13 protein-coding genes are annotated in these 13,931 nt (G+C 32.4%); 8 read left to right on the forward strand and 5 right to left on the reverse strand.

What is annotated here, in order from left to right:
- Positions 1–23: 23 nt before the first annotated feature.
- Both GOQ24_RS08550 and GOQ24_RS08555 read right to left on the reverse strand, forming a co-directional pair.
- Positions 24–2,624 (reverse strand): SEL1-like repeat protein, encoded by a 2,601-nt coding sequence (locus GOQ24_RS08550; RefSeq protein WP_160339475.1) that lies wholly within the window; start codon positions 2,622–2,624, stop codon positions 24–26.
- A 116-nt stretch (positions 2,625–2,740) separates the two neighbouring features.
- Entirely contained in the window at positions 2,741–4,219 is a 1,479-nt protein-coding gene (locus GOQ24_RS08555) for a catalase (protein WP_155092780.1), read from the reverse strand.
- 307 nt (positions 4,220–4,526) lie between these two features.
- Here GOQ24_RS08555 and GOQ24_RS08560 point away from each other — a divergent pair, with 307 nt between their 5' ends.
- Positions 4,527–5,294 (forward strand): GNAT family N-acetyltransferase, encoded by a 768-nt coding sequence (locus tag GOQ24_RS08560; RefSeq protein ID WP_160339476.1) that lies wholly within the window; start codon positions 4,527–4,529, stop codon positions 5,292–5,294.
- A 571-nt stretch (positions 5,295–5,865) separates the two neighbouring features.
- On the opposite strand, the gene GOQ24_RS08565 is transcribed toward GOQ24_RS08560, so the two are convergent.
- Entirely contained in the window at positions 5,866–6,174 is a 309-nt protein-coding gene (locus tag GOQ24_RS08565) for a hypothetical protein (RefSeq protein ID WP_155092781.1), read from the reverse strand.
- Between the two features lie 99 nt (positions 6,175–6,273).
- Positions 6,274–7,170: a helix-turn-helix domain-containing protein gene (locus tag GOQ24_RS08570; RefSeq protein ID WP_160339477.1), complete on the reverse strand. Its 897-nt coding sequence runs from the start codon at positions 7,168–7,170 to the stop codon at positions 6,274–6,276.
- A gap of 135 nt (positions 7,171–7,305) precedes the next feature.
- Here GOQ24_RS08570 and GOQ24_RS08575 point away from each other — a divergent pair, with 135 nt between their 5' ends.
- From GOQ24_RS08575 to GOQ24_RS08595, 5 genes are read left to right on the forward strand one after another with little or no spacing between them, the layout of a single operon-like run.
- Positions 7,306–8,355: a tyrosine-protein phosphatase gene (locus GOQ24_RS08575; protein WP_160339478.1), complete on the forward strand. Its 1,050-nt coding sequence runs from the start codon at positions 7,306–7,308 to the stop codon at positions 8,353–8,355.
- 51 nt (positions 8,356–8,406) lie between these two features.
- A complete protein-coding gene (locus GOQ24_RS08580) occupies positions 8,407–9,012 on the forward strand; it encodes a hypothetical protein (RefSeq protein ID WP_155092784.1) in 606 nt (201 codons plus the stop codon).
- A gap of 4 nt (positions 9,013–9,016) precedes the next feature.
- Positions 9,017–9,676 carry a DUF4328 domain-containing protein gene (locus GOQ24_RS08585; RefSeq protein WP_155092785.1) on the forward strand — a complete coding sequence of 220 codons (660 nt, stop codon included), beginning with the start codon at positions 9,017–9,019 and terminating at the stop codon, positions 9,674–9,676.
- Positions 9,677–9,717: 41 nt separating this feature from the next.
- The gene (locus GOQ24_RS08590) at positions 9,718–10,419 is read left to right on the forward strand and encodes a hypothetical protein (protein WP_155092786.1); all 702 of its coding nucleotides are present in this window, start codon (positions 9,718–9,720) and stop codon (positions 10,417–10,419) included.
- Positions 10,420–10,427: 8 nt separating this feature from the next.
- On the forward strand, positions 10,428–11,144 hold the full coding sequence (locus tag GOQ24_RS08595) for an SDR family NAD(P)-dependent oxidoreductase (RefSeq protein ID WP_160339479.1): 717 nt from the start codon (positions 10,428–10,430) through the stop codon (positions 11,142–11,144).
- Between the two features lie 88 nt (positions 11,145–11,232).
- Here GOQ24_RS08595 and GOQ24_RS08600 read toward each other — a convergent pair whose 3' ends face one another.
- On the reverse strand, positions 11,233–12,717 hold the full coding sequence (locus GOQ24_RS08600; protein ID WP_155092788.1) for a PLP-dependent aminotransferase family protein: 1,485 nt from the start codon (positions 12,715–12,717) through the stop codon (positions 11,233–11,235).
- A gap of 190 nt (positions 12,718–12,907) precedes the next feature.
- On the opposite strand from GOQ24_RS08600, the gene GOQ24_RS08605 reads away from it, so the two are divergent.
- Positions 12,908–13,234, forward strand: coding sequence for a DMT family transporter (locus GOQ24_RS08605; RefSeq protein WP_155092789.1), 327 nt, complete (start codon positions 12,908–12,910; stop codon positions 13,232–13,234).
- Positions 13,235–13,342: 108 nt separating this feature from the next.
- Positions 13,343–13,882, forward strand: a complete 540-nt coding sequence (locus tag GOQ24_RS08610; protein WP_155092790.1) for a GNAT family N-acetyltransferase — start codon at positions 13,343–13,345, stop codon at positions 13,880–13,882.
- The last annotated feature ends 49 nt before the right edge of the window (positions 13,883–13,931 follow it).

The following is a 13,931-nucleotide window of genomic DNA, read 5'->3' on the forward strand; positions in this document are numbered from 1 at the left end:
AATCTGCTCATCCCCTTTGTATTTTACTTTTTAAACCATTTTCCAAGAAGTTTGCTAAGATAGTTTTTGTCTTGGTATTCTTCGGGCAGTTCCATCTTGTTTTCTTTTAAAAGATTGAGGTAGTAAGCTAACTTTTCTTGATCGATAGCATCGCCTTCATGGGCATATATATGTATCAGGTCATAAATGGCATTCGTACAATTATTTTGAATAGCTTTCTCCAAGAGAGGGATTGCTTTTCTTACATCTTTTGTTACTCCATAACCATAGCAATGCATTCTACCTAATAGGAGTGATCCCAGTCGATCCTCTTGCTTGATGTCTTTTTTAATGTGTCTCAGAGCATTATTGTACTCGCCTAAAAGGTAGTAACAATCGGCTATATAGTCCTCAATATAGTTGTCGTTGTTCTTGATTCTTTTAAAGTAATATAGGGCTTTATTGAAATCATTCTCAATGTTGCCCTGTCCAAAATAGTAGATAATAGCAGCATTATATTTAGCTGTTTCATTACCTAATTCTGCTCCTTTCTCATAGTATTCTAAAGCTTTTTTAATGTCTATTTCAGTTCCTAAACCATATTCGTACATATATCCAATATTGGTAATAGAGTAAGGATTGTTGTGTTGTTCTGCTATGTGAAATAACTTTAGAGCCTTGTTGTAATCGAGGTAATCAGGCTCAGTTAAGTATTTGTATCCTAAGTCTTGGAGTAGGTCGCTGTGATTTAATTCTTCTGCAAAAAACAAGAGTTGATCATATAAAGCGATTTCCTCTTTTTCAAGAAACTTTTCTCTGATCCAATTTATTTTAAAGTGTGAGATAGGTTGGTAATCAGCAATAGTGATACTTGATTTTACACGTTGAAAATAGTTGTTCAATAGGGCGTATTCTTGGTCCGTGTCATACGTTAGAATGCTGTATAAAAGTAACATGACACTATTGGAGATGGAGTGGTATTGATTGTTTTTATAACTATATACCGTGTCATCTTTGTAGATAATAATAACTTCTTGTTCATCAAATATTTTGTGAAGAGTAATAAAATTACAATCGTAAACGAAAGTGTCAACTTGTTGATCGAAATCAATTAGAGCCCATTTTTCATTTAACTTGACAGTAGCTTTGTTGTTGTTTAGTACTTTAATGTAATCAAAGTTCTCATAAGGCACAACCCACCTTTGGCTTTGACTATCGTAAATTCCCTTTTTCTTACCATGAGAAAAGTAGAGTTGGTGTTGTTGTAAATTGATGTCATAAAAAGTGTACTGTTCGACTTTACACCTAAAAGGTTCAAGAGTGTATTGTTTTGACTTTAAGTTAAAGATACCTTTCTCTGCCCCTTTGTTAACAAGGATGTTTTGGTCAGTTAAGTGAGAAACACTAACTAAGTCATCTAAGATCACATTTGCACTGTAATCAATAAGTGTTTTCTTTTTTGGATAGTTTAAGGAAGGTATTAACAGGGTATCTTTGACGTAACTTTCTTCAACGTCAGCGTAGTTAAATTCTCCTAAGTAATTAAAGGTAGGGCTATAAAAGCTATACTTTTCTCCATTCTGTGAGCAAAAATGACTGTAGTGGTATTCAAATAATGAGGAACTTGTAAAGTTAGTACACTGTTTGCCTTTTTCATCGAAAATAGCATATTTACTTCCATTAAACACATTGTAGTAAGTTGCATTTATTAACTCAATGTCTTTGTGTTGCGATGGTATAATGTAGCTTTGAGTTTCTATATTGATTAGTCCCCAATGTTCATTTGTACAGACAGGAGCTAAATACTCCTCTATGTGAGTATCTTGATTGTCTTGATCAAAAATATAGTTAATGTGAGGAGATCTAACATCATCAAATTTTGCTGGTATGATTATGTTTCCTTTTTTATCAATAAAACCATATAAATTGTTTTCTTGATAAATAGTAATCTTAGCGCCTTCTTCAAAGTCGTTTATATATTCATAAATAGGAGGGGTGATGATCTCTCCTTTATAATTTTTTAGGCCAAATAATCCATTGTCTTCAAAGACAAAATAATCAAGATCGAGTTGACTTTGGTCTTTTTCAAGCCAATCCCAACCGTAGTTTGCATAATCGTTATTGATGTGTTCTACTAAAGAAGCACCAGTTCCAAAGTGATAAGTGTAAGCAGCTGTGTTTTCAATATATTCTTTGCCATAAGCGTAATTAAAAGTAGTTACAAACTCATGGATAAGTTCATCAATGCTTAAACTTAGTTCTTCGGACTGCTTTTTGTGACTGCCAACTTGCATATTATAAACATCTGAAGCATCTAACAGTATGTAGTCATAAGGTAGATTCTCAAAGTAGTGCAATTGCTTTTCATACGCAGTTTGATATTTTTCTAATTTGGAAGGATATACAATGTGTTCTTCTACGAGCCATTGGTGAAACTCTTTAAATAGAGGAAGTGCTTTCTTAATATTAAAATATAAGTCTTTATTCTTGCGGATACCGAAGTTTTTTAATTCCTCTTTAGTTATGGGATTACTAAATAGAGGAAAAAAGAAAATGGGAATTACATAGTTCCATTCTCCTATTAGTTGAGTGTCGTAAAAATCTTTGTCTAAAGATACGTTGTAAACATATAAGCGATGTGCCATTGAGTGCTCTTATTTAAAAAGCTAAAGTACATAAAACGGAGATAAATGTTCTCCATGAAAAAAGCGATATTTCGTAAGAAATACCGCTTTTCGTAATAGAGTTTTAAAAAAAATTATTATGAATTCATGTGTTTGCTAATATCAAAATTAAGACCTTGTGCAATACGTGTACCTAACTCTACATCTGCTCTAAACCAATGACAAAGTTGTCTACCTATAATTTCATTGCGTTTAGGACCTTCAACACCGCTCATAGAAGCTACAATATTGTTAATTGTATTTTGCTTTTCTTGGTCAGTCATAATGCGATATAGGTTACCTGGTTGGCTAAAGTGATCATTTTCTCCTTCAGCATTTCTGTCAAATCGATCAGCTACCTCACCGTAAATTCTTTGTGCTGGTTCAGCGTAACTTTGATCAACAACTATATCATCAAAACTATTAGGGAAATAATTTGGTGCATCTTCTCCATTTCCATCTACACGCATGTATCCATCACGTTGATAGTTGTTAGTCATAAAAGGACAGCGATTTACAGGGATTTGCTCGTAGTTAGTTCCTAATCTATAACGCTGTGCATCTGGATAAGAAAGAATACGCCCTTGTAACATTTTATCAGGTGAAAAACCAATACCGTCTACAATATGAGTCGGAGCAAAAGCTGCTTGTTCAACATCTTGGAAGTAGTTGCGTGGCATTCTGTTCAATTCCATAACCCCAACATCGATTAGTGGATAGTCAGCATGAGGCCATACTTTCGTAACATCAAAAGGGTTAACAACAGCTTCATTCGCTTGTTGTTCTGTCATTACTTGAATTTTTAAATTCCATTTAGGGAAGTTTCCTTCTGAGATATTCTGATATAAATCGCGTTGAGCATAATCCATATCCGTCGCTCTCATTTGATCTGCTTCTGGACCTGTTAAGTTTTTAATTCCCTGTGCAGTTTTGAAATGGAATTTTACATAAACTCTCTCATTGTCGCTGTTTATCATTGAGAAAGTATGACTTCCATAACCATTCATATGTCTAAATCCAAAAGGAGTCCCTCGATCAGACATTAAAATCAAAACTTGGTGTAAACTTTCAGGGTTTAATGACCAAAAATCCCACACCATTGTAGGTGACTTTAAGTTAGTTGCTGGATGTCTTTTTTGAGTGTGAATAAAGTCTGGGAATTTCTTAGCATCTTTGATAAAGAATACAGGAGTATTGTTACCCACTAAGTCCCAATTCCCATCTTCAGTGTAAAACTTTACTGCAAATCCTCTTGGATCTCTTTCAGAATCAGCAGATCCTTTTTCACCACCTACAGTTGAAAAACGTACAAATACATCCGTTTGTTTTCCTACTTCTGCAAATAGTTTAGCTTTAGTATATTTTGTAATATCATTAGTAACGGTAAAAGTACCATAAGCTCCAGAACCTTTAGCGTGAACAATTCGCTCAGGAATTCTCTCTCTGTTGAAATGAGCTAATTTCTCGTGTAAAATGTAATCCTCTAATAAAACAGGACCTCTTGCGCCTGCTGTTAATGAATCTTCATGATCTACATATGGTCTTCCCGAAGCCGTAGTTAATTTTTTATTTTCCATAATCTATTTGTTAGAAGTTTATATCTTTTTTCTTGGTACAAACTTAGCGCGATAAGTTGTTGAATTATAGTCTATTTGATATTATGAATCGATACTGTTATAAGTAAGACTTATAATTAAATATTTAATGATAGTTTTGTCTTATTTAATAGAATCAAATAATAAATACAATAATTAAGCCATTAATGATTAGATGTGTTTGATTTTTTTATTTATTAAAGGAATATATCTTGTAGGGGAAATACTTTGAAATATTTATCTTTAGGCCTATTAAAAAGGTATGTTTTTATTTAATCGATTTTGATACATGCAAGAGAATAGATATTCTTTTATTAGAACGACTCAAACTGAATCTCCTCAGTTTGACTTGTTATTAGAGAAGGTAGATGCCTTAAATGTGTGGCCAGAATATATTTTAAATGACCGCATAAATATGGAGTATTGGGAAAGGATTTATTATGAGTTTCCTTTGTTTCAATTTTTTCTAATGGATGGTGATGTTTTAGTGGCCAATGGCAATTGCGTACCCTTGTATTTGACCAAATCTGAGCGCCAGAATTTATCCGATAGGGGATGGGATTGGGCTTTAGAAAAGGCTTTTATTGACAAGGATAAACAGTCAAAGGTTAATACACTTTGTGCACTTCAAATAGCGGTCAACAAGAATTATCAAGGTCAGGGGATAAGTAAATTGCTTTTGAGATTCATGAAAGCAATAGCGAGAGAACAAAAGTTGAAAGATTTTATTTTGCCAATTCGCCCAAGTATGAAGCACTTGTACCCATTGCAAAGAATGGAAGATTATATGCAGTGGATTAATGAAAAAGGGCAACCTTACGACTCTTGGATCAGAACTCATTTGAACAATGGAGCTAAGATAGTTAAAGTTTGTAAGGAGTCTATGTTCGTTGATGGTACTGTAAAACAATGGGAAGAATGGACGGGGTATACTTTTCAATCGTCAGGAAAATATATTATTCCCTTTGCATTAAACCCTATAGAAATAAGTATTGAAACAAATAGAGGAGTTTATATAGAGCCTAATGTATGGATGCAATATAATTTGGACGATTAATTGTGTATGAGCATTAAAACTACTGTAGTTTCTGGGTGGTTGTGCTAACATATATTCAGTAAAACGTCAATTAGAAATAACATATGTGAAAACGCAAAGAGCTATACTTTAATTAAGTATTTAGAGTACTGCTTTAGGGCTTTTGCGTTATTTAAGCTATAGAATATCAATGCGCCACAAAAATACATGACACAGTCAATCCAGTCCCCAGTATATCTTTCGTTGTTTTGAGGCAAATACCATTCAAAATAGAAACAGTAATAGAATGTAGTAATTAATATAAAACTCAAGGGCAATTGCAAAGTTTTATTGCGTTTGACCTTTCTGTATGTGAATAGGCAAATGCTAAGGACAAGGGGTATCGTTAAAAAATCATTTACATAATTATTTATCCATAACGGAAGAGTGATATCTGCTTTTTGTAGTCCATAGATTATTGCTGCTATGCAACAACTGATATAAAAAAGTTTTGTTTTCATTTGAAAGGATAAAACGACTCCTGCTTGCTTTATAGCAAAGGAGTCGTTTAGGAACTGATTAAATATAATAAACTCAAATTTGCTTTTTTTTGTTAAGCTGCGATAAAGCCAATGATATAAGCAATACCAGCCATAATAGAAACTCCAACAATCCAAATAGAGTGGATAATTAGGGCTGTGATGCGTATCAAAGGATTCTGGTGTTTTAACATCTTACGAGTAAACTTTTCAAATTTTGTAGGTTCAGCATTTATTTCTTTTTGAATTCTTTCTTCAGTAACTTTTTGTTGTTCCAATTGACGTCGTAAAACAAGGTTGATGACTTCCCCACAGTTTACGCAATAATCGCTATTAAGATTTTCAGTTTTACACTTTTGACAAGTAATATAATGCTTACTCATTATTAGTTTTTTTAGAGATTAATTCTTGTTGTTGTTTGACTTAGCAAAGTTCAATGTAATAAAAGTGTAAAAAAAGACCTCTTTTTACTCAAAACTGTTCTAAAGCAATCCTTTTCTGTATAATCGGGGTGAACAACCTACTTTTCTTTTAAAAAACTTTCCGAAAAAAGAGGTGGAATTAAATTGAAGAATATCTGATACTTCAGAAATACTCATCGATGTATTGCTCAATAGTAATTGAGCTTCTACAATAATAGCATCATCAATTATTTGTCCTATGGTTTTACTTGTTATTTCTTTAACTACTTTAGACAAGTAGCTTTCAGATACACAAAGGGAACTTGCATAGTAACCTATTAATCGCTCGGTTTTGAAGTGTTTTTGCAGTAATTCAAGAAACTTTATGGTCAGAATTTCTTTTCTTGATAGATTTCTTTTTAGCGTGTTATAATTGTACTGACTTGTATCGAGGAGTTCTAATAAAAGTAGTGAAAACAAGTGCTTTATCGCTACTTGTCGATTCGTAAGGTGGCTTTTTTGATTGTTTTTACGATCGATTAAGGTACAAAGGTTGTGTATATTGTTTTTTTGCTCTTGATTTAAAGAAAGCTTATTAACCGTATTGGGAGCTAAGAGGATAAATGTGCTTTTTTCGTTTTGTGAATGTGTGTTTTCAAAAGCAAAAGACTTGTCAAAGCTAATAGCAGTAAAGTTTATATTGTCACTAAACTGTCTAAAGTGAATAACCATTTGAGGAGGAATAATCGTTATTGTGTTTTCTAATAAAGTATACTTTATCAGGTTAATTTCTAAATTTATTTGTCCTTGGTTAATTAAAAGCAATGTAAAATTATTACTTCGATAGGGATATTTTAAGGGGTTTTCGCTAAAGGAGCTGTGAAAATCTATATAAATACCACTTTCTTGGTAGTCTCGTCCCAAGATATCAAGTAACTCTTTTATAGAGTAATTGTTTATATTGTCTACAGGAGTCATCTTTTTTTTGCAAAAATAGGCAAAAGCTTTTTTACACAGCGTTTTCTTTGATGAGGTATTGCTTAAGTGGTTTTTCACAAGTAAATAAATACACTTTTGGGTTATTATGCTTATTTTTGAAATAAAGGTATTAGTATGGAAATAAAGAAGGTGTTTAGCGTTGTTTTTTTACTTGTATTGACTTTGCAAGGGTGCTCGTACAAAACAACTTATCAACCAATCGAATATTCATCAATGGTTAATGATAAACCTCGCATCGTTGAGCAAAGCAACAAATATATCGGTGTTTTTGATAAAGGAGATAGAATCATAGATCCTACGCCACTAAATATTACGGAAGATAAAGTCAACTTTACCCATACAGATCGAAAGTTTTTTACTGTTGTTCACAAAGAGGATACCTTAGTTGTATCAAATCGAGAGATTGATTTTAGAAAGGTTCACAATTTTAGAGATTTAGGTGGTATTCCTACGAGTGAAGGACGTTATACTAAATGGGGAAAGATATACAGAAGTGGTCACTTGCATAAATTAAACAGTAAAGAAAAAGAGAAAGTAGTTTCATTGGGAATTACTACTATTATTGATTTAAGAACAGACAAAGAAATAGGAAAGAAACCTGACAAGATTCCAAATTCTCTAACATATCACAATTATCAAGCATATGATGATTCTGAAGATATGTTTAGCAAAACGAAGAAAGATGTTTTAAAAGGAAAGTTGACACCAAGTCAAGCAGATAGCTTAGTTGTGGAGTTTTACAGTTTGTATCCAACACACGATATCAAAAAGGTAAGGGAGATAGTTTTAACTATTTTAGATAACTCAGAGTCGACCTTGTTTCATTGTTCTGCAGGAAAAGATCGAACGGGAATGATTGGAGCTATTTTATTGAGTATTTTAAAGGTAGAGCAACAAGTAATTATAGATGAGTATCTCCTTTCTAATAATTACCGTGTCGAAGAGGTAAGCAGTCGTATGAAATTGGCTAAGTTTGGTAAGTTTTTATATCCAAAGATAAATTATCAAGTAATAGAGAATTTCTCCTGGATAAAACCTATGTATATTCAAGCAATGTTTGATGGTATTGCTAAGGAATACGGTTCGATGGAAAACTATATTTTGAATGGATTGCAAATTGATAAGGAAAAGCAAAGAGAATATATAGAAAAATACACGCAATAAATTATTAATTGGGTATGATATGTGTATCTATATTGGACAAAATTTATTATTATGAGAAATAGAATAATTACTTTGATATTTTTGTGTTTATCTCAATGGATGAGTGCACAGAGCTTTAGCGAAAAGATAGGTACTCTTATGCAACTGGTAACAGAAAATGAGGTTGATACTCTTGCAGTGAAAGAGCTTGTCAAGACCATGGTTCCCAATGGAAAAGAGTTTAAGGAGAATCCTATGAACTACAGTATGTATGATCGATTAGAAGGAGATATGTTATACTATACTTCTTATAAAACAGCAGATGAAGATAGGATGTCAATTGAAAAATTGAAAATGAATGATAAGCCTTATTACAGTATCCGATTTTTAGTAAGTAGTTCATATACCATTGAGAAGGATGGTAGTATTAAATATGATCAACCAGATTATGAATACAATAGTGATTACGAATCAGTGAAGAAGTATTGTACACGTGCAATGAGTTATAAAAACGGTAAAGGAAATGCAGAGGATGCACCATTGTTAAGTTGTATTTATACAAATCCTGAGAGTAAACGCAGTTTAATGTATTGGGTAGTTTTTGATAACGCAGTGAATGATAAAAAGGGAAATAGAATAAAAGAGTTTAAAATTCAGGATGTTGAACTTTGGAGATAAGTAAATGGATAAAATAACACATAGAATAAATCAATTAGTTAAGTTTTCATCTTTTTTACTGCTTGTCGATGTATATGCCTTATTGAACTTTACAATCATGGATAGCATTGTGGTGAGTAACGTCTTAAAGGGGATTCATTACAAGCGCTCTGATTTAGTGCATTTAGAAACAATTAGTGTTTATTTGAATCAGTTTCACCTTGTTGTAGGTGTCTTTTTTGTAGTAACCTTTTTAGCCTGGTTTTTTAATGCATTCAAGAATTTGCAAAAACTGGACACGGTGTTTTATGAATCTAAGTACTGGACTATTTTAGCTTGGATAGTTCCCGTGTTTAATTTGTTTTTGCCCTTTACTATTTTAGCGAAGATGTGTAGACGTAGCTATTTGTATTTGAGAAAGAATCAAATTAGTTACGGAAAGAAGTACCCATTTAGTCTATTTGTATTATGGTGGTTTATTTACGTTGTTTTCATTTTGATTAACTTGTTTCGAAATGTTCTGTTAATGTATGGTGGATTCAAGTTTTTGTCTGATTTGAATGTTTATATGCACCTACTAAATTTTATAGGGGTTTTAATCTGTTTTAATTTTGTGCGTCATTTTATTCGACTACAGTGTTTGATGAGCAGTGTTCTACCTGAAAATGAAGAAATAGCAGAATAAAGAAACAGGTTGTTAAAAAAACTATTTTACTTTTATAAACAATGGCTGTAAAACAAGATTTTTTACAATTAATAGCATCTTTAGGACAGGACTACGTAGAGCAAGGTTTTGTTAGTTCTCAAAAAGGGCAAATGCTCAAAAAGAGATCTAAAGACAGTGAATTGGAATTACAGATAAGATTTCAACCTGTCGTATTAGAAAAAAGTGGTGATATTCAAGTTAATTGCTTTTTTGCAGTGCAAAGCGAGAGATTACAACAATGGCGATTTAATAAGTATAGAAGTAAGGATAATGCAATAGCTACACTTTTGCTTGTTTCTGTAGTAGATTTACTTCCTCCTGACGCAAAGGTAAATACGTGGGTTCTCACTAGTGTTAATAAAGAAAATCTCTATTTAGAAATTAAAGAAATGTTATCTAAATATTTAGCCCCTTTACTTTTCATTTTTGAAGAAACATTACTTGCCGTTGAATTAATTTCAGAGAAAGGATGGAGGTTAACTGATGATATGAATATACAGCAGTTAGCTTTTCCTATTGATTTTTTATTGTGTTATACAGATATAAAAACAGTTGAAAGGGTTTTTAATTTATATTTGCAGAGAGAAGGTTTAGTATCGCATGCCAAACGAGTTTACAAAGAAATGCGATCTTCAAAATACATGGGATTTATTGAGAGTACTAAAAAAGAGAATAAAGTTTTTCAATTGGCTTTTCTCAATGGATTGCATATTTATAATTAACTTGATTTATGAAACATAAACGTTTTTTGGTATACGGGGTAAGTAAAGGTTTGGGTAATGCTATTATAAATAGCATACCAGAAGATGATGATAAAGTATTTGGTGTTTCCAGAAGTAAACCTTTACAAACCAAAGGCGACTTTGTTTGGATTCCAGCGGATTTATCTAAACCTGAAGAAGCTGTCTTGAAGATTAAAGAAACCATTCACGATACAACTTTAGACTGTATTATTTATAATGTTGGAATATGGGAACAAACAGCATTTTCTGAGGAGTATGATTTCGAAGGATGTTCTTTTAAGGAAATAGATTCAATTGTACAAACAAATATTACGGCTTGTATCATGGGTTTACAGGCGTTTATTGCTAACTTAAGACTATCGAGTAATGCTAAAATTATTTTGATAGGATCTACTTGGGGATTAGAAAACCACAAGGGAAGTGAAGTTGCTTTTTCTGCAACTAAATTTGCTTTAAGAGGAATCGTACACAGTTTAAGAGAATCACTGCGCAAAGATAAAATAGGTATTACGATTTTAAACCTTGGCTATCTTGCAACTGAGTTTGATATAAGTGTACCTACTGAAGAAGTAATAGAAGAAACGCAAGGAGCTTTAATCCCTCTTTCTGATGTCATAGCAGCAATTAAGTTTGTGCTGAGTACTACTAATGCCAGTTGTGTAAAGGAGATTACCATACCAGCCATGCTTGACGAAAACGTGTAAGAATCTACCAAAAAGACTGGTAGTTCTACAATTTAATCAATCAGATAGGCAAAACAAATCTCTTAGAAATTTACTGCTACTATCGAATTTAAAGCTGATTGACACTATGGTGTAGAATACTTAAAACTATTTCTATTTCGTCTTTGTCAAGATGTCCAAAGCCAAGGCGTGTAGCCCTAATGTCTTTATTTTGGTATAAGAGTGTTTTAGGGATACTCAGATTGTTATTGAGTGCAATTTTCATCAGATTGTATAGGTTAATTTCTTTATTCCAATTTACCCAGACAGCCAATCCTCCAGACGGTTTATTGAATGAGATTTGATCTGGAAAATATTCATTGAGTAATTTACAAAAGTAATTGCGTCTTTCCTGATATACTTTGGTGGCCTTTTTTAAATATCTACTTATTTCACCTTCTTCAATTAATTCTGCTAAGACCTGTTGCATCAGAATATCTCCTTGTGGATTTATTACGTTTAAGTGCTTTTGCATTTCGTGTATCACATCCTTTGGGGCAACTATAAAACCCAATTTAAAACCAGGGATAAGTGAATGGCCAAATGAACCTGTATAGACAACCATTCCATTTTTATCAGAACTTGCAAGGGGAACAATTGGGCTCTTGTCATAGTGAAACTCATAGTCATAATCATCTTCTAATATGACAAAACCATATTTGTTTGCTAAGTGAAGTAGTTGAACTCTTCGTTGAGGGCTAAGTGTAACTGTTGTGGGATAGTGGTGATGAGGTGTAATGTAAAGTAGTCTGATCTTGTGTTTTTTACATAAATTCTCAACGTGTTGAATAATAATACCTTCCTCGTCAACTCCAGCAGTAAGTACTTTTGCACCTTTGTTTTGAAAAGTCATATTACTTGAAAAATAGCTTAAGTCGGTTACTATGATTTTATCCTCTTTGCTTAGTAATGTCTCTGCTGCAATATAGAGACTCATCTCACTGCTATTGGTGATTAGTATATTTTGAGTATTGATTTGTAATCCTCGAGATAAGTTGAGATAATTTGCCATATTTTTTAGAAAAAAGGCATTGTTCTCATAACTGCTATTGTTTAATTTCTTCTTATTGGTCTTTCTTTTTATGCTGGCACTGTAAAATGACGATAATTGATTGATTTGAACTAATCTATTGTCAGGAGTACCATCTGTAAAATAGTATTTTGTTGTTATTTTCTCATAAGGGCTATCTAATATATTAGATTGTTTAAAAGCAAAGCCAGCTTTATCTGGATAAATAGATGAATATTGCTCAAAAGAGTTTTTTAATTTGACAGGAGTATTCTTCGTTTTCTCTATAACGAAGGTTCCTTTATTGGCTTTACTTTCAATCCAGCCTTGAGCCTGTAACTCATCATAAGCAGCAATAACTGTATTTCTATTGATTTGCAGTAGTTCTGATAGCTTTCTTGTACCCGGTAGTTTAGTTCCTTTCAATAAATAGTTTCTCTGTATAGCATTGCTAAATTGATTGGCGATTTGCATATAAAGAGGAGTATTCGATTTTTTATCAATCTGGATAAAACTCAAAAAAGGTATTTTGGTTGGACTACTCATGTTTAGATTTAAAATAGAATTGACAATGGTGGAAATTTACGAAGTTATTTTGGTTATTGCTTTAAAAGTGATTTGTCTTTTGTAAATTGAAGTAAATGACATACTAAAAAATCCCGATATAATTTTTAACCTATGTAAAAAAAAGTAGGTGAATATAAGCGAAATTTGCACCGAATTTTAAAAGCATAAAATGAATTGGTTATTATTGATTATCGGTGGGTTATTTGAAGTAGGCTTTACTTTCTGTTTAGGAAAAGCAAAAGAATCAACAGGTAATGAAGCAATCGGGTGGTATATTGGCTTTTTTATAGCAATGACACTAAGTATGGGCTTTTTAATTAAAGCAACACAATCCTTGCCTTTAGGTACAGCATATGCTGTTTGGACAGGTATCGGCGCAGTAGGAACTGTTATTGTGGGAATTTTGTTTTTTAAAGATCCTGCTACATTTTGGAGGTTGTTTTTTATCACAACTTTAATTGGGTCGATTATAGGATTAAAGTTTGTTTCTAATTAAAAAAAGATGGGATAATTCGGATTTTAATTGTTCAAACTGTACTATTTATTGGGTTTTTTATGTTAACTTAGTGATTATTGAAATAGCAATTATTAAATAGCAGAAACTATGCAAAATAGTAAATTAGATATCTTTGATTCGAACACTACAATAGATATCAATGAGAAATTTCTGATTAAGCCAATTATTGAAGAATTTATTGATCAAGAAGCACTTTTGTATGAGCATAATTGTAGAACCTCTGGAGTAAAAGAACAGTTTCCGGAGTTTTATGCGGCAGATCAATTAGAAGCTAAAGAGCGGTTGTTACATTTTATAGGAAAGGCAAAAAAGAGAGAAAGTATTTTATACTGTATTAGATTCAAAGACTTTCTTGCGCCTATTGGCTATATATACTTGGGAGCTCCTCAAAATAAGAATGATAATTGGCAGGCTAAAGTTTGGGTTAACGGGAGTATGCAGAAAAAGGGAATTATGTCCAATGCTTTGAAAAGCCTTGTTCCATTATTGCACAATTTTGATATTTCTTGTTTAGAGTATTCTGTTCCTCGTTTACATGACTCAGGACAGAAGATTTTTGAAAAGATAGGATTTAAGCTCGTTAATCAAGATAATGGAATGAATAATTATCATTATACAGTAGAATAGTATTACAACTATACACTAAAAAAGTCTTTACTGCGATAGCAGTAAAGAC

Source organism: Myroides sp. LoEW2-1 (assembly GCF_009767705.1).
Taxonomy (GTDB): Bacteria; Bacteroidota; Bacteroidia; order Flavobacteriales; family Flavobacteriaceae; genus Flavobacterium; species Flavobacterium album_A.